This window comes from uncultured Thiohalocapsa sp., assembly GCF_913063425.1.
Lineage (GTDB): Bacteria > Pseudomonadota > Gammaproteobacteria > Chromatiales > Chromatiaceae > Thiohalocapsa.
Map to the genome: position 1 here is coordinate 96545 of NZ_CAJXYK010000009.1, position 15852 is coordinate 112396.

Genomic DNA, 15852 nt, shown 5'->3' on the forward strand with positions numbered 1-15852 from the left:
ATGACCACAGGCGGTTGTATTTGCTATGCGTGCAGCATTCAGCTCCGGCAAGGTGGAGCGTCTCCATCCCCTCAAATACCGCAGCATCTGGATCTCGGACATTCACCTCGGCTTCCGCGGCTGCCAGGCGGACTTCCTGCTGGATTTTCTTCAGGCGACCGAATGCCGGCAGCTCTACCTGGTGGGCGACATCATCGATGTCTGGGCGATGAAGAACGGCATCCACTGGCCGCAATCGCACAACAACGTGGTGCGCGCCATTCTGGACAAGGCACGCAGCGGCACCGAAGTGGTGTATGTGCCCGGTAACCATGACGAGGTGCTGCGTCCGCACATCGGCAGCGACTTCGGCAACGTGGCGGTGCGCGACGAGATCGTGCATACCACCGTGGACGGGCGCCGCTTTCTGATCCTGCACGGGGACAAGTTCGATCACGTGGTCCAGCACGAGCGCTGGCTCGCCGTGCTCGGCTCGCGGCTCTATGATCTGCTGCTGGCCGTGAATCACCGCCTGAATTGGGTGCGCAAGCGGCTCGGCATGGGCTATTGGTCGCTGGCGGCCTATCTCAAGCACCGGGTCAAGAATGCCGTCAACTACATCGGCGATTTCGAGCAGGCGGTGGCCGACGAGGCCAAGGCGCGCGACGTGGACGGCATGATCTGCGGGCATATCCATCATGCCGAGATCCGCGACATCGACGGCGTCACCTACTGCAATTGCGGTGACTGGGTGGAGAGCTGCACCGCGCTGGTGGAGCACCACGACGGCAGCATGGAGCTGCTGCGCTGGACCGAGGAGCAGAAAGTGCTCACCACCGAATGGCCCCTGTCCACCACCACACCGGCCGCAGCCATGGCCAAGGCCGGCTGAGCCAACCGGTCGGCCAGCCACGCGCTCAGCGCCGCCCGGGCGTTGTGCGCCACCGCGCTGCCCAACCCGGCTGATCGCTGCCGGCTCAAGCGTCGGAGGGCGCCTGGGCCGCGAGCAGGCAGCGATAGCGCTTCCAATCGAACGCGGGCCCCGGGTCCGTCTTGCGCCCGGGCGCCACATCGCTGTGCCCGACGATGCGCTCGGCGGTGATGGCGGGAAAGCGCCGCATGATCTCTCGGGTCACCAGGGCGAGCCGCGTGTACTGCGCATCGCTGAAGGGCGTGTGGTCCGTGCCCTCAAGCTCGATGCCGATGCTGTAGTCGTTGCATTCCGGCTGGCCCTGCCAGCTGGAGCGGCCGGCATGCCAGGCGCGCTGCCACAGATCGACGAACTGGATGGTCTCACCGTCACGGCGGATGAAGAGGTGCGCCGACACCGGGTTGTGGGCGATGGTCGCGAAATAGGGGTGTGCGGCCGGGTCCAGCTGTCCGCAAAAGAGCTGCTCCACCCAGGGGCCGCCGAGCTCCCCGGGCGGCAACGAGATGTTGTGGATCACCAGCAGGTCGATGCAGACCCCGGGCGGGCGCGCACCGCAGTGGGGAGAGGGCAGCGGGCGGACACCATCGAGCCAGCCGCTGTGCGCTTGGTCGGGCTGTTGCACCATGCCTGCCTCAGCGGTGTTGCGCCGCCATGCCTTTGATGACGAGATCCGTGAGGCTCACGATGCCCACCACTTCAGCGTCCGCCACCACCGGCGCCCGTGACAGGTTGAAGCGCGCAAACAGGCGTGCGCAGTAGCGGATGTCCATGTCCGCAGCCGGTGCGCTCCTCGAAGTGCCCCACCTCCGCGATGGTCTCCAGAATACTGCGTGCCAGGTGCTCTTCCACCAGCAGGAGCACCACGTCGCGCTGCGTCTCCAGCGTCAGGCCAAAGAACGTCTTCTGCTGCTCGGCCCCCTCGCCGCGGGGTCGTGCAGAGGGGCGCGATGGCGTCGAGGGCGCAGGGCGTGCTCACGGGGTTGGCAGCGGCTCAGACCAGCATGCCGTAGCCCATGACGAAGATCATGGGTGTCAGGGACGCGAAGGCGATGAGGCCGAAGCCGTCCACCAGTGGATTACGGCCCTCGATGCTGGTGGCGATGCCGACCCCGAGCGCCGTCACCAGCGGTACGGTGATGGTGGAGGTGGTGACGCCGCCGGAATCATAGGCAATGCCGACGATCTCCGCGGGCGCGATCATGGTCATCAGCACCACACCCGCATAGCCGCCGATGATGAGCGTCTGGATGGGCCAGCCGCGCAGGATGCGCACCACGCCCAGCACCAGCGCGAAGCCGACGGCGACGGCCACCGTGATGCGAAGGCCATATGCATAGTCTGCCCGGGCAGCCATGTCGGCCGCGATGACGCCGTCGGCGGCGGCCACCGCGGCGGCCTCGGCGGCGACGGCGATGAGCGCCGGCTCCGCCACCGTGGTGCCGAAACCGAGGCCGAAGGCGAACGCCAGGAGCCAGAACAGGCTGCCCCTGCGCGCAAGGCCCAGAGCCATGCCCTCGCCGGGGGGAAACAGTCCGAGCTTCAGCCCCTGTACGAACAAGGTGAAACCGAGCACCACCAGGACCACGCCCATTGCGATCTGGCCCAAATTCGCCAACGGCTCGCGCAGCAGCAGCGGTTGGAACACCGCAATGACGGTGACGATGGGCGCCAGGTCCCGCAGGCTGCCGGCCCGGGCGCCGGCAGCTTGGGCGACGATGGTACGCGCGGATTGGGACATGCAAAGGGGGGGCGGTGTACGGCTGCGGGTTGCGGTGGTGGGCAGAGACCCCAAGACCTGCAAAAACCAGGGTCTCAGGCTGCGCCTTCGCGGACAAATGGTACTAAACTAGGGACCAATAATGAGAACGCGCGTGCGGCGCCTGCGCCCACCGCCGTGATGGTCCCATGGAGCCTGATCGACCCGCTCTAACCGACGCACGCCGTGGCGGCACCCGCAGCCTGGCCCTGCAGCGTATGCTGGGCCAATGCACCGAGCTGCTGCAACGGGAGCTGCCGCCGCTGATGGACGCCGCGCTGCAACGCGTGGACGACGCGCTGTACGATCTCGCGGACAAGGCCGAGAGCGATCGCAGCTACGCCAGCTACTTCGAAGCACAGCGGTGTCTGCGCCACCAGCGCGGCAACCTCAAGCGGCGCTTCCTGCGTAATCTGACAGATACAGTGACGCTGTTCCAGGACGCGGCGCAGAGCCTCGATCTGGCCGTGGACCACAGCTTCGATTCCGACGAGCTCCAGATCCTGGGCGAGCGGGACCTCGAAGAGTCCCTGGTCCTCACCAACATGATCTCCAAAGCAGATACCCGCTACCTGCGCCCGCTGCGGGATCTGACGCGCCACTTCGCGCAGCTCCTGGGCCGGCCGGCGCTGCGTCAGCGGGATGTGCCGGTGAGTCCCACGGCCATCGCCAACGCCTTCGCCGCCGCGGTCCGCTCCCTGGAGGACCTGGACGTCTCCACGGTGCTGGTGGTGCACAAGATCTTTGATCAGCAGGTGATGGACCGCTTGGAAGGCTTCTACTCGGGGTGTGTCGACTTCGCGCGTGCCCAGGGGTTGTCGCCGCCGGCGCGCAAGCACGAGATCGTCAAGAACGAAGACGGAGACACGCCGGCGGCCGGCGGGGCTCAGTCCAGCCCCAGTGCGGGCCGCGGCCCGGCGTCGCCACCGGCGCCGGCGATGCCGTTCGACCCCGTCCCCGCCTCGGCGTCAGACCTGCGCCCGCCGGCGAGCGGCTATGCCGGCGCCGCCGCCCAGTCCGTGGACGGCGCCGGTCAGCATGCCGCGGAGGGTGCGGCAGCACAGCCGGCGGTCGGCGCCGGAGCTGGGGGTGACCGGCCACCGGCGTGTGCTGAGCAGCCGGGCGCTGCGAGCATGTTCGAGGCCCTGCGGCAGATGCTCGCCGGCGCCCGGCAGCCGAGTGCTGCGGAGGAGTCGCTCGCGACGCTCGCCACGCAGGAGCTCCTCGCCGTGCTGTCGCGGGTGCAGCCGGAGGCGACCCAGCAGGCCGCCGATAGGGCGCTCGCACCGAGCACCCTGAGGCACGCCGTCGGCAATCGGCTGCGGGCGAGCATGGACCCTTCAGCGCCGCGTCGTCTGGCGCCGAGCGATGAAGACACCATGGATCTGGTGTTCCTGCTCTTCGAGCAGTTGCTGGCCGGTGCGGACATGCCGGATGCCATCAAGGTGCTTGTGAGCCGGCTGCAGATCCCCTACGTCAAGGTCGCGCTGGTGGACCGCCGCTTCTTCGATGATCCGGAGCATCCGGCCCGCCGGCTTCTGAACCGCATCGCCGAGGCGAGCATCGGCTGGAACGACGGCGACCGCGACCAGGGCGACGGTCTCTATGCGCGCATCGACCAGCTCGTGCAGCGGGTGGTCACGGCCCCCCGCAGCGAGCCACAGCTGTTCGAGACGCTGGATCGGGAGCTCGCCGACTACCTTGCAGGCCAGCGCGTGCGGGTGGCGAGCGCGGAGGAACGGGTGGTGCGCCAGGCGGTCGCCCGCAGCAGCCGGCAGAATGCCCGGCGCCAGGCATTGGCGTGCATCGCCGCCCGCGTACCGGCCCCGGAGCGGCTGCCGCCGGTGGTGCGTACCGTCCTCGACGACGGCTGGGTCGAGGCCATGGTCCAGGCCTACGCCGACGGCGGCGAGCAGGGTCGGGCGTGGCGCAGCGGTGAGCGGGTGCTGGATGATCTCCTGTGGAGTGTGGAGCCCAAGCGTGATGCGGCCGAACGCCGTGAGCTGCTGCGACGTATCCCAGAACTGCTGCGTGACCTGCGTGCCTGCCTCGGCACTGTCATCGCGGATCAGCAACTGCTGGCGCGGTGGCTGAAGGAGCTCCAGACCGTTCATATCGCCGCCCTCAGAGGTCAGCCGGACGGCGGTCTCGCCGCCGGCGCACAGCGGCCGCCCCGGCTCGGTGTCGGTGAAGACACCGCTACCGTGCCGACCGGCGATGCGGACGCGCTGCCCATCGGATGCTGGCTCGGCGTTGCCCGCGACGATGGCAGTATCCAGCGCTTCAAGCTCGCCTGGCGGGGCGAGGCGGGCGATCCGGTGCTGTTCGTGGACCGCCTGGGTCGAAAGGGCTTCGAGCTGCCGAAGCCGGAGCTGGAGGCCCTGCTGGCGCAGGACCTCGCCACCGTCATCGGCACCGGCGACCCGCCGCTGGTGGACCGCGCCATGGAAGCGATCCGCCAGTCGCTCAGTGTGCACTGAGCTGTCCCCCGGCGCGTTGAGCTTACCGCACGCGCGCAGTCAACCCAAAACGCAAGCCAGGTAGGTCTCCCATGTCAGCTGCGTCAGCTTCGCCGGCGCTTGCCGCCTGTCTGCCCCCCATGGAGCACATTCGCGCCCACGTGCGTCGCGCACTGGACGAGGACGTCGGCAGCGGTGATCTCACGGCAGCCCTGCTGCCGGCGGATCAGCGTGCCCGGGCCGAGGTGGTGACGCGCGAGTCAGCAGTGCTCTGTGGGCAGGCCTGGCTCGAGCTCGCCTTCACCCTCATCGACGACCGGGTCGCAGTGGACTGGCTGGTGGCTGATGGGGAGCGCATCCAGCCGGGCGATTGTCTGTGTCGCATCGAAGGGCCGATGCGCGCCCTGCTCACCGCCGAGCGCACGGCGCTCAACTACCTGCAGACGCTCTCCGGGACGGCCACCCGCGTGCGGCGCTACGCCGACGCCGTCGCCGGCTTGTCGGTGCGCATCCTGGACACGCGCAAGACCTTGCCCGGGTTGAGACGCGAGCAGAAGTACGCCGTCTGTTGCGGCGGCTGCCACAACCACCGTATGGGGCTCTACGACGCCGTGCTGATCAAGGAGAACCACATCACCGCCGCCGGCTCCATCGGCGCCGCGGTGGCGGCCGCACGGACGCAGGTGCCCGCGGGGGTCCCCGTGGAGATCGAGGTGGAGTCGCTGGCCCAGCTGGAGGCGGCCTTGGCCGCCGGCGTCGAGCGCGTGCTGCTGGACAACTTCGAGCTCGCCGATCTGCGTCGGGCCGTGGCGCTGAGCCAGGGGCGCGCGCGCCTCGAGGCCTCCGGCGGCGTGGGTCTGGACCAGTTGCGGGCCATCGCCGAGACCGGCGTCGATGACATCTCCGTGGGAGACCTCACCAAGAGCGTGCGGGCGGTGGACCTCTCCATGCGTCTGCTCGCCGATAGAGGAAATTAATCGAAAGAATCAAGCTAATCAAGAATAAAGATTTTGAATTTTAGAAAATTCTAATATTATCTACCCCGCTGACGCGCAAAACGCGCAGCGCTTGCTAACCCAGAATCTTCGGAGAATACAGATGAAAAAGCTTGCTACCGCCGCCGCCGTCGCCGCTCTGCTCGGTGTTTCCGCTTCCGCCAGCGCCTGGTGGGGCCCGGGCTGGGGTGGTCCCGGCTATGGCTCCGGTTGGGGCGACGGCGTCGGCGACATGCTCGGCGACATGTTCGGTGACGGCTACGGCGACTTCAACATGAGCATGTCCGGCGGCGGTCGTGGCTGGGGTCGTGGTCGCGGCTACGGCTATGGTCGCGGCTACGGGTACGGTTACGGCAATCCGTACTACGGCGGCTACGGCTATCCGTACGGCGGCTACCCGGGCTACGCTCCCTACGCAGCGCCCTACGGCATGCCGGCGGCCCCCGCGGCTCCGGCCCAGCCGGCGCAGCCTGAAGCCAAGTAAGGTCGCTGCAATGACCGCCCGCGCACCGGTCCTGCCCGCGGGCAGGCCGGTGGCGGTGCAGGAGCTCACGCGCCGCACGGATGCGCACCTTCCCCCCGTTCCGCTCACCGTCGGTTTTCATGGGCTGCCCTGCCGCAGTCTGACCGATGCCCCGCGTCCGTGCCGCTTTGGCCGTTATCCGTGTGCGACCGATGCAGGGTTGCCCGAGCGATGCCGTCCTGCACACGCGCCGTCTGGCGTGCCGTAAAAACCCCAGCTCAAAGACAGTTACATGAACAGCATCGGCGGATCACCGCCGAGGCTCTGCAATGCTTGCATGGCTTGGGCCCGTGCACCGAGCCGCGATGGCCCTCGCACCATCAGAGCCCGTTCCCAGAGGGTGTCGGCCTCGCCTGCTCCACCGCGGCTCGCCCGGCACGCTGATGCTGTCGGATCACGTCCATGAGCCGGTCTTCGACGCCGGCGATCACCTGTGGCCAGCTCAAGGACTCCGCGGTTCGCCGCGCGGCGGTGCCGATGGTACGCAGTCGGTCGGGCGCTGCGGCGGCAGCCACTGCTTCGTTGATGAAGGCCGGGCGGTCTCCGCAAGGTGCGAGCAGGCCGTTGCTGCCGTGGCGGATGTGCTCGTGGGCGGCGGCATAGTCGAAGGCGCTCACGGCGAGACCGCTCGCCATCGCCTCGGTGACCACGTTGCCGAAGGTCTCGGTGAGGCTCGGGAACAGGAACAGATCGCCGCTGGCATAGTGCGTGGCCAAGGCTTCCCCCACGCGGGCGCCGACGAAACGGCAGCCGGGGTGTGAGCGTGCCAGGCGCGCGCGCTCCGGTCCGTCTCCCACCAGCACACACTGGACATGGCCGATCCGCGCCGTGAGCGCTTCCATGGTGGCGAGCGCCAGGTCGATGTTCTTCTCCGCGGCAATACGACCGACGTAGAGGGCGACGATGTCGTCCGGCCCACAGCCCCATTCCCGCCGCAGGGCGTCGCTGCGGCGCGTGGGTGTGAAGAGATCGGTGTCAACGCCGCGGCTGAACAGCTGCACGTTGCGGAAGCCGACCTCGCTTAGCTGGCTGCGGAGCGCCGCCGTGGGTACCAGAGTCGCATCCGAGCGATTGTGAAAATTCTTCAGCGTGTTGACGATGGGCCGGGTCAGCAGGCCCAGGCCGTAATGCCGGCTGTACTGGTGGAACTGGGTGTGAAAGCCGGTGATCACCGGGATGGACGCCCGCACCGCTGCGTTCAGCGCCGCATGCCCGAGGGGGCCCTGGGTGGCGACGTAGAGCACGTCCGGTCGCAGGCGCAGCCAGAGATGGCGCAGGCGCCAGTACACCGGCAGCCCGAAGCGCAGGCCGCGATAGCCCGGGATGGGCAGACCCGGCACCAGGAAGTGCCCGCGCGGTGTGCCTCCGCGGCGGTCCGCCGCCTGGCGCGGGCGCACCAGCAGCACCTGGTGGCCCCGACGCGACAGACCGTCCACCAGCTGGCGCATGGTGTTGGCGACGCCGTTGATCTCCGGCGGGTAGGTTTCGGTGACGACGGCGATGCGCATTGCTGGTTACCGGGGTCTCAGCCTCGTGTCGTCCGCAGCCGGCTCAGGCCGACACTCATCCCCTCGCCGGCTTCAGGCGGCTGCGCCATCGGCGGCGCTCATGTGAGCCGCATCTGCCGGTACAGCCGCGCTCACGTCCGCGAGGCGGCACAGCTCGGCCGCGACCGCAGCGCGCGCGGTCTCCGCCAGCTCGCGGCGGGAGGCTGCCTGCGCCGCCACCGGTGGCAGGAAGGTCAGTGTGACCGTCAGACCCGGGTGGCGCAGCACGCGCCCGAGGTGGGCGAGCAGCGTGTCCTCGCCGACGAAGGGCGCGATGTGGTCCGGCATATGGCCGTTACCGTAGCGGATCGCCACGGGCTGCACCGGCACTGTGCCGTCCTCCGCCGCGGAAAACAGCCTTGCGTGGAAGCGCAGCAGCCCGCGGCCGTCGCTGGTGGTGCCCTCCGGGAAGATCGCGACGCGGGCGCCGGAACGCAAGCGGCGCGCGATCTCCTGCGCCACCCGCGGGGCTTCGTGGGCGCCGCGGCGCATGAACACCGTGCCGGCGAGCTCTGCGAGCCAGCCCACCAACGGCCATTGGCGCACCTCCGCCTTGGACAGGAAGTGCACGGGTGTGGCGCCGCCGAGCACGGGGATGTCCAGCCAGGAGACGTGGTTCACCGCCAACAGCGCACCAGGCGCCGCGCCGCCGCGACAGACCACCCGAACGCCCAGAGCGCGGGCCAGGCGGCGGTGCCACCAAGCCACCAGCGCGGGCAGCCAGGGACGCGGCGTGCCCAAATGCCCGAGCAGCGCGACGCCGCCGCCGAGCAGCGCACCCGTGCAGAGATGCTCGCCCAGACGCAGTGCCCGCCAGGCGGGAATCAGCAATCGCCGTGTGCTCAATGCTCGCCGACACGCTCCAGAAAGTGGCGGGCGTAGGTCGGATTCAGATCCGCAAGGTCCAGCAGCATCAACACATCGCCCACCGCGAAGTCAGGGTCCCGGCAGGCCTCGCCGCAGGCGCGCGCGCCGAGGCGCACATAGGCCTTGAGCAGGGCCGGCAGGGGTGCATCCAGGACCTCGGCGGGGACGTCGGTGCGCAGCAGCGGCGCCTTGGGCGTCACCCGCAGGGCCGCCGGCGCCATGGCCTGTCGGCGCAGGCGGTTCATGATGGCCGCCGCCTGCACGTCGCCCTCGCCGAGGGGGACCGACGCGCAGCCGAACAGATAGTCGATCCCGTGCAGCTGAATATAGCCTGCAATGCCCGACCAGAGCACCGCGATGGCGGCGCCCTGGCGACAATCCGGCGAGATACAGGTGCGCCCGACTTCCAGAAGCCTGCCCGGCAGGTCCGCAATGGCGCCCAGGTGGAACTCGTTTTCCGAGTAGAAGCCGCCGATGCGCCGGGCGACGTCCCCGTGCAGCAGCCGCGTGCAGCCCACGACGGCGTCGGACTTGGTCTCGCGCACCAGCAAATGATGGCAGTACGCGTCGAAGGCGTCGATATCGAGCCCCGCGTGGCCGTGCTTCAGGCGCGCGCCGAGCTCTTCGCCGAAGACCCGATAGCGCAGCGCCTGGGCCTGGCGAATGGCCTCTGGACCAGCCGCCAGCTCCACGTAGAGCCGCTCCCCCCGACGCACCGGAAGCGCAGATGCATTGACCCCCATCGAGCTCACCTCGGCGAAACACTGAACCACCGGCCAATGGCCCAGCGTAGCCGAACAGGGTTGCAGGCTGATGAGGGAATGGTGACGGACAGATGACCGCGGCCCGGTCCGCGTGGCTGCCGGCCATCCAGCGGCCATCGTGCGCCGCCGCGGCCTGTTCAGTGGGCATCGCCATGCAGCGAAATCACGGGCCACCGGCGCTTGCGCGCCACCTCTGCCAGCAGCGGGTCCGGGTCCACGGCGACGGGGTTGTCCACCCGTTCCAGCAGCGGCAGGTCGTTGATGGAATCGCTGTAGAAATGGCTGTCCGTGAGGCACTCGTTCTGGTCGGCGAGCCAGGCCATGAGCCGGGTGACCTTGCCCTCGCGGAAGGCGGGTACGCCGGCCACACGGCCGGTGTAGCCGCTGCCGTCGTGCTCGGGCTCGGTGGCGATGAGGTGGGGAATGCCGAAGCGCGCCACGATGGGCGCGGTAACGAAGGCATTGGTGGCCGTGATCACCAGCAGGGTGTCGCCGGCGCGGCGGTGCTGCTCCACCAGGTCCAGCGCCGGCTGCCGGATCAGCGGGGCGATGTGCTGGTCCAGGAATGCCTGCCGCCAGGCGAGCAGCGCCGGCTCCGGATGGTCGCGCAGCGGACGCAGCGCGAAGGCGAGGAAGGCGTCGATGTCGAGCCGGCCGGCCTTGTAGTCGGCATAGAAACGGGCGTTCGCCGCGGCATATTCCGCGCCGTCCACGACACCCTGCGCCACCAGGTGCTGGCCCCAGAGGTAGTCCGAGTCGCCGGCGAGCAGCGTGTTGTCCAGATCGAAGATGGCGAGCGGCATGGCAGCGGTGTCTGACCGGGCTGACTTCCAAAGCTAACGGAATATCGACGCATCAGCAAAGACTGAAATGCTTGTGGATTTGCCCGCTTGCGTGGGGATGTGGAAAAATGCAGGTGAGCTCAACGAGGTACGCCACCTTGATCGACCCGGACGGTTTTCGCCCCAACGTCGGCATCATTCTGAGCAACGAGCAGCGCCGACTCTTCTGGGGCCGGCGTGTCGGCCAGAACGCGTGGCAGTTTCCGCAGGGCGGCATCAAGTCCGACGAGACCCCGCTGGAGGCCATGTACCGGGAGCTGGAAGAGGAGGTGGGCCTCAACCCCGGGCAGGTCACCGTGCTCGGCTGCACCCAGGGCTGGCTGCGCTACCGGCTCCCGCGCCGGTTCATCCGCCGTCGTTGCGGACCCACCTGCATCGGCCAGAAGCAGGTCTGGTTCATGCTCCGGGTGGACTGCGGCGAGAGTGCCTTCTGCCTGGACCGCTCCGCCAAGCCGGAATTCGATGCCTGGCGCTGGGTGCGCTACTGGCACCCGCTGCGGGAAGTGGTCTACTTCAAGCGGCACGTCTACGCCCAGGCGCTGGAAGAGCTGGCGCCGCTGCTCTATCCCGAGGGTACGCCACGCCCGGACCTGCCGCCGGTCGGGACTGCCGTCGGCGAGGCCGAGGGGCCCTCTTCCGCCCAGCCTTCCGCCCAGCGCGTCGCGCCCGCCCGGCACGGCGCGCGGGAACAGGCTGCCGCTGTCCGCGCTGCCGGGCATCTGCGCCCGCGTCGTCGCTGACCGGCGCTCGCGCAACAGCGCCACGGGCGCCGGCCGCGCAGTTCTTCGGCCATGCTGGCGACATTAAGACGCATCATCGACGCCGTTGACCGTGCGCCCGCGCTGGATGCAGCGCTGGCCGTGGTGGTGCGTGACGTGAAGCAGGCCATCGGCGCCGATGTCTGCTCCGTCTACCTCACCGACACCGCCCGCCGCGAGCATGTGCTGATGGCCACCGACGGTTTGCCGCCGGCGTCCGTCGGCCGGATACGCATCCCCCTGCATCGGGGGCTCATCGGCCGTGCCGCCGAGCGCGCCGACATCGTCAATCTGGACGATGCCCACACGCACGCCTGCTATCTCGCCATCACCGACAGCGGCGAGGAGCCCTTCCACGGCTTCCTCGGCGTGCCCATCATCCAACACCGCCGGGTGCTCGGGGTGCTGGTGCTGCGGCGGCGGGCGGCGCAACGCTTCGCCGACGACGAGGTGACCTTCGTCATGACCCTGGCGATGCAGCTCGCCGCCGCCATCGCGCTCGCGCGCGGCAGCGGCGAGCTGATGCGTCTCCAGCAGCCGGGGCTGCCGAATCACTTTCTGGAGGGCATTGCGGCGGCGCCCGGCGTGGGCATCGGCACGGCCTACGTGGTCTACGCCCCGGCGGACCTGGATGCGGTGCCGGACAAGCCTGCGTCGGACCCGGATGCGGAGATCAAGCGCTTCCGCGCCGCGGTGGCCGGCGTCGCCGCGGACATCGGCCGGCTCGCCGAGCGCATGGGGGGCACGTTGCGCGACGAGGACCAGGCGTTGTTCGATGCCTGGCGGCTGATGCTGGAGAGCGAGAGCCTCGTCGCCGACACCATCGCGCGCATCCGCGCCGGCAATTGGGCGCAGGGCGCGCTGCGGGCCACTGTCGCGGAGCTGCTGGCGGAGTTCGACCGCGTGGACGATCCCTATCTGCGCGAGCGCGGCTCAGACGTGCGCGACCTCGGCCGCCAGGTGTTGGTGCGCCTCCAGCACGGTGCCACGCAGCAGGCGGCGAGCTATCCATCGCAGACGCTGCTGGTGGGGGACGAGATCAGCGCCATGCAGATCGCCGCGGTGCCGCGGGAGTCCCTCGCCGGCATCATCAGCCGGCGCGGCTCGGCGTCGTCGCATCTGGCGATCCTGGCCCGGGGCATGGGGGTGCCGGCGGCGGTGGGCGTGCTGGAGCTGCCGGTGAGCCGGCTCGAGGGGCGCGCCATGATCGTCGATGGCTACCGCGGGCGGGTGTACGTGGAGCCGTCCGCCACGGTGGCCGCCGAGTATCGGCGGCTCGCCGTGGAGGAGCGCGCCTTCTCCGCCGAGCTGGAAGCCCTGCGCGGGCAGCCCTCAGAAACCACGGACGGCTTCGCGCTGCCGCTGTATCTGAACACCGGCCTGGTGCTGGAGCAGCGGCCGCTGGGCATCGACGAGTCCGCCGGCGTCGGGCTCTACCGCACCGAGCTGCCCTTCATGGTGCGCGACCGCTTTCCGGGCGAGGAGGCGCAGCAGCGGCACTATCGCCAGGTGCTCACGACCTTCGCGCCGCGGCCGGTGACCATCCGCACCCTGGACGTCGGGGGCGACAAGCCGCTGCCCTACTTCCCGGTGCACGAGTCCAATCCCTTTCTCGGCTGGCGCGGCATCCGCATCACCCGCGACCACCCGGAGATCTTCATGACCCAGGTGCGGGCCATGCTGCGCGCGGCGGTGGGGCTCGACAACCTGCAGCTGCTGCTGCCGATGATCACCACTGTGGACGAGCTGGACGACGCCCTGGCGCTCATCCAGCGCGCCTGCGACGAGCTTCAGGAAGAGGGCCACGCGGTGCGGCTGCCACCGGTGGGGGTGATGATCGAGGTGCCGGCGGCCGTGTACCAGGCGGATGTGCTGGCGCGGCGGGTGTCCTTCCTGTCGGTGGGGACCAACGACCTGACGCAGTATCTGCTGGCCGTGGACCGCAACAACGCCCGGGTTGCGGCCCTCTATGACGAATTCCATCCCGCGGTGCTCCGGGCCCTGATGCAGGTGGCGGAGGCCGCACGCGGCCATGGCCGGGAGGTCACTGTCTGCGGCGAGCTTGCCGGCGATCCGCGCGCCACGCCGCTGTTGCTCGGGCTCGGTGTCCACAGCCTCAGCATGGGGGCCGGCAGCCTGTTGCGCGTCAAGGGCGTGGTGCGCAGCATCAGCCGGACCCGGGCGCGGGAGCTCCTGGCCCGCGCCCTGCTCTGTGAGCGCGGGGCCTGCGTGCGGGCCCTGCTGATGGACGCGCTGGAGGAGATCGGCCTCGGCGGGCTGGTGCGCCCCGGGCGCTGAGCCCGGCGTCGTCGCTCCGCCGCAGCCGGGGCACGCGGCGGCCGGCATGCTCAGGCCAGCACGGGGTAGGCGAGGTCGAGCTGCGCCAGCGGCCGCGCGGCGCCGGCGGGCGAGAGCGGCGCATAGCGCTGGACCGCCGCGGCGTCCATGCGGCCCGCGATGCGGTGCAGCTCCGTCAGGCGCGCACCCTGGCGCACCAGGTAGGCGAGGTAGGTGTGCCGCAGCACTTCGGGAGTCACCTCCGCTGCGTGTGCCAGGCCCGCATCCAGCGCCAGCAGCGGAATGCGTCGCGCCAGCTCTTCTGCTTCCTCCGGGCGCTGCCAGGCGGGCAGAGGGTCAGCGTCCGCGAACAGATCCGCCAGCGCCGCCGGCAACGCGATGCGCCGGCCGTCGCCGGGTGCGGTGACCTCGCGACTGTCGAGCGCGAAGTCCGCAGGCGTCATGGCCGCGATGTCCGTCAGGTCCAGGCCGCACAACAACAGGCCCATGAGCTGGCGCTCGCCGTCGTCGGCGAGCTCCCACAGGGCCTCCACCTCGCCGCCCATGAGCTGCCGCGGTGCGGCATCCGGCAGGGCCGGCTGTGGCTCGCGGGCCTGGGGCGCATGGCCGAGCTCCGCGCCGGGCGCGGCGCGCGGCAGCTGCCGGCCCTGGGGTTGCTCGGCCCCCCCCGGTCCCCAGATGCGCACCCCGGTCATGGGCGTCCGCCGGCGCGGGCGGCGCGCCGCATCCACCAGGGCGAGCCCGAAGAGCGTCAGCAGGCCGGCGCCGCCGGCGAGCGCCGTGGTGACGCCGAGGTCGCGCAGATAGTCCGGGCGCACCGGGTCACGCGGCGGGTGCGCGGGCTCGATGATCTCAATCTGCGGATAGTCGTCGATGGCGCGGGTCTCCACGGCCACGCGCTCGCGCTCCTTCTGCCGCTGCAGCTCGTCCAGCGCCGCGAGGTCCGTTTCCAGATCCTGGTAGGTCTCGAAGTCGGCGCTGAAGCCTGAGGCGACGCGTTTCTGCTCGGCGAGCTCGCGCTGCAGCCGGAACAGCCGGTCCGTGGCCGTTTCCACCTCCCGCTGCGCCGCCGTGAGCGCCGCCTCGGCACCCTGGCGCCTGACGGTGTCCATGCGCGCCCGCAGGCGCTGCAGGGCTTCCGGCAGGGCACGCTTGTCCGGGTCGTTCTGGATGAACATCTCCGTGTAGCGCTTTTGCAGCTGATTCACCTTGACGACGAGCTCGGACTCCTGCTCCTCAAGCCGCGCCAGCGTCGCCGCCTGCTCCTTGGCCAGCACCGGCTCGCCGCGGGCGGCGGCGGCCTCGATGGCGGCGAGCTTCGCCCTGGCCTTGATCTGGGCGTCCTCGGCATCGGCCAGGGTGTCCTGGAGGCTGTTCAGGCGCTTCAGCGCGCGATTGCTGTCGCGCTCCAGCGTGACGATGTCGTGCTGCTCGCGAAAGCGTCTCAGTGCCGCGCGCTTGGCGGCGATCTTGGCTTCCAGGGAGTCGCCCTGATCGGCGAGCTGGGTCAGCTGGGCGCCGACCCGAGCCTGTATCTCACGCTGGCGCAGCTCCTCGTAGGCGTCCAGCCAGGCATTGACGATGTCGGCGAGGAGCAGGGGCGCGCCGCCCTCCGCGCTCAGCTCCACCAGGTTGGTGCCGGGCACGGCGTCCACGGTGAGCAGGGGGCGCAGGTCGTCCGGTGTCGGCGGCGGCGTGGCGCCCGCTGCTTCCACCTGGGCGATGGTGTCGGTGAGCAGCTGGCGGCCCAGCAGCAGCTGTCGCTGGATGGCGACGTGCTGCAGGTCGGCCTCGCTGCGCCCGGCGCCGTTGCGCTCGGCCGGCACCGTGGTGAGCACGGTGGCGGTGGCCCGATACACCGGCGGGCGGCTGAAATTCCACAGCGTCAGGGGCGCCGCCACCACCGCGAAGACGGCGAGGAACCAGAGGAGCATCGACAGCGCGCTGCGGCCCGGCGACACGGTGGTCTCCTCCGGCGCATCCGCTCCGGTGACCACCTCGATGTGCGGCCCGCCGCCGCCCGACATACCGGGCAGGGCTGTGTGCGGCTCCGGGCTGCGCAGCTGTTGTGCTTGACTCACGAGGGGCTCACGAGGGGCTTACCATGGGATCACCAGCGGCTTATCGCATCAG

General features: G+C 69.9%; 14 protein-coding genes. 6 read left to right on the forward strand and 8 right to left on the reverse strand.

The features are described from left to right. The first annotated feature begins 25 nt into the window (after window positions 1-25). The gene (locus QZ607_RS07035; protein ID WP_295881209.1) at window positions 26-871 is read left to right on the forward strand and encodes a UDP-2,3-diacylglucosamine diphosphatase; all 846 of its coding nucleotides are present in this window, start codon (window positions 26-28) and stop codon (window positions 869-871) included. Window positions 872-956: 85 nt separating this feature from the next. Here QZ607_RS07035 and ampD read toward each other — a convergent pair whose 3' ends face one another. From ampD to QZ607_RS07050, 3 genes are all read right to left on the reverse strand, one after another. Then, a complete protein-coding gene (ampD, locus tag QZ607_RS07040; RefSeq protein WP_295881211.1) occupies window positions 957-1535 on the reverse strand; it encodes a 1,6-anhydro-N-acetylmuramyl-L-alanine amidase AmpD in 579 nt (192 codons plus the stop codon). 7 nt (window positions 1536-1542) lie between these two features. Beyond that, the gene (locus tag QZ607_RS07045) at window positions 1543-1680 is read right to left on the reverse strand and encodes a CBS domain-containing protein (protein ID WP_295881213.1); all 138 of its coding nucleotides are present in this window, start codon (window positions 1678-1680) and stop codon (window positions 1543-1545) included. A gap of 221 nt (window positions 1681-1901) precedes the next feature. Further along, on the reverse strand, window positions 1902-2648 hold the full coding sequence (locus tag QZ607_RS07050) for a DUF1538 domain-containing protein (RefSeq protein WP_295881215.1): 747 nt from the start codon (window positions 2646-2648) through the stop codon (window positions 1902-1904). 167 nt (window positions 2649-2815) lie between these two features. Here QZ607_RS07050 and QZ607_RS07055 point away from each other — a divergent pair, with 167 nt between their 5' ends. The 3 genes from QZ607_RS07055 to QZ607_RS07065 all read left to right on the forward strand — a co-directional run bounded on the left by QZ607_RS07055 (window position 2816) and on the right by QZ607_RS07065 (window position 6604). After that, window positions 2816-5146: a DUF1631 family protein gene (locus QZ607_RS07055; protein WP_295881217.1), complete on the forward strand. Its 2331-nt coding sequence runs from the start codon at window positions 2816-2818 to the stop codon at window positions 5144-5146. 119 nt (window positions 5147-5265) lie between these two features. Then, window positions 5266-6102: a carboxylating nicotinate-nucleotide diphosphorylase gene (nadC, locus tag QZ607_RS07060; protein WP_295881219.1), complete on the forward strand. Its 837-nt coding sequence runs from the start codon at window positions 5266-5268 to the stop codon at window positions 6100-6102. A 121-nt stretch (window positions 6103-6223) separates the two neighbouring features. Then, the gene (locus QZ607_RS07065) at window positions 6224-6604 is read left to right on the forward strand and encodes a sulfur globule family protein (RefSeq protein ID WP_295881220.1); all 381 of its coding nucleotides are present in this window, start codon (window positions 6224-6226) and stop codon (window positions 6602-6604) included. A 359-nt stretch (window positions 6605-6963) separates the two neighbouring features. Here the strand turns inward: QZ607_RS07065 and QZ607_RS07070 are convergent, their stop codons facing one another. The 4 genes from QZ607_RS07070 to QZ607_RS07085 form a co-directional block, all read right to left on the reverse strand. Further along, complete coding sequence (locus QZ607_RS07070; protein WP_295881222.1) at window positions 6964-8151, reverse strand: glycosyltransferase family 1 protein; 1188 nt, start codon at window positions 8149-8151, stop codon at window positions 6964-6966. A gap of 72 nt (window positions 8152-8223) precedes the next feature. Continuing rightward, the gene (locus QZ607_RS07075) at window positions 8224-9021 is read right to left on the reverse strand and encodes a lysophospholipid acyltransferase family protein (protein WP_295881225.1); all 798 of its coding nucleotides are present in this window, start codon (window positions 9019-9021) and stop codon (window positions 8224-8226) included. An 11-nt stretch (window positions 9022-9032) separates the two neighbouring features. Then, entirely contained in the window at window positions 9033-9800 is a 768-nt protein-coding gene (locus QZ607_RS07080; RefSeq protein ID WP_295881227.1) for a GNAT family N-acyltransferase, read from the reverse strand. 158 nt (window positions 9801-9958) lie between these two features. Beyond that, complete coding sequence (locus QZ607_RS07085; protein ID WP_295881229.1) at window positions 9959-10624, reverse strand: HAD family phosphatase; 666 nt, start codon at window positions 10622-10624, stop codon at window positions 9959-9961. 137 nt (window positions 10625-10761) lie between these two features. On the opposite strand from QZ607_RS07085, the gene QZ607_RS07090 reads away from it, so the two are divergent. Continuing rightward, the gene (locus QZ607_RS07090; protein ID WP_295881232.1) at window positions 10762-11403 is read left to right on the forward strand and encodes an RNA pyrophosphohydrolase; all 642 of its coding nucleotides are present in this window, start codon (window positions 10762-10764) and stop codon (window positions 11401-11403) included. A 51-nt stretch (window positions 11404-11454) separates the two neighbouring features. Further along, a complete protein-coding gene (ptsP, locus tag QZ607_RS07095) occupies window positions 11455-13719 on the forward strand; it encodes a phosphoenolpyruvate--protein phosphotransferase (protein ID WP_295881236.1) in 2265 nt (754 codons plus the stop codon). Between the two features lie 50 nt (window positions 13720-13769). Here the strand turns inward: ptsP and QZ607_RS07100 are convergent, their stop codons facing one another. Continuing rightward, window positions 13770-15800 carry a hypothetical protein gene (locus tag QZ607_RS07100; RefSeq protein WP_295881239.1) on the reverse strand — a complete coding sequence of 677 codons (2031 nt, stop codon included), beginning with the start codon at window positions 15798-15800 and terminating at the stop codon, window positions 13770-13772. Window positions 15801-15852: the final 52 nt, after the last annotated feature.

Bases quoted from the DNA above. Each gene is read 5' to 3' on its own strand.
- QZ607_RS07050 (WP_295881215.1), bottom strand. From the start codon at position 2,648: ATGTCCCAATCCGCGCGTACCATCGTCGCCCAAGCTGCCGGCGCCCGG.
- QZ607_RS07080 (WP_295881227.1), bottom strand. From the start codon at position 9,800: ATGGGGGTCAATGCATCTGCGCTTCCGGTGCGTCGGGGGGAGCGGCTC.
- QZ607_RS07035 (WP_295881209.1), top strand. From the start codon at position 26: ATGCGTGCAGCATTCAGCTCCGGCAAGGTGGAGCGTCTCCATCCCCTC.
- QZ607_RS07085 (WP_295881229.1), bottom strand. From the start codon at position 10,624: ATGCCGCTCGCCATCTTCGATCTGGACAACACGCTGCTCGCCGGCGAC.
- ampD (WP_295881211.1), bottom strand. From the start codon at position 1,535: ATGGTGCAACAGCCCGACCAAGCGCACAGCGGCTGGCTCGATGGTGTC.
- ptsP (WP_295881236.1), top strand. From the start codon at position 11,455: ATGCTGGCGACATTAAGACGCATCATCGACGCCGTTGACCGTGCGCCC.
- QZ607_RS07070 (WP_295881222.1), bottom strand. From the start codon at position 8,151: ATGCGCATCGCCGTCGTCACCGAAACCTACCCGCCGGAGATCAACGGC.
- QZ607_RS07045 (WP_295881213.1), bottom strand. From the start codon at position 1,680: ATGGACATCCGCTACTGCGCACGCCTGTTTGCGCGCTTCAACCTGTCA.
- QZ607_RS07065 (WP_295881220.1), top strand. From the start codon at position 6,224: ATGAAAAAGCTTGCTACCGCCGCCGCCGTCGCCGCTCTGCTCGGTGTT.
- QZ607_RS07055 (WP_295881217.1), top strand. From the start codon at position 2,816: ATGGAGCCTGATCGACCCGCTCTAACCGACGCACGCCGTGGCGGCACC.
- nadC (WP_295881219.1), top strand. From the start codon at position 5,266: ATGGAGCACATTCGCGCCCACGTGCGTCGCGCACTGGACGAGGACGTC.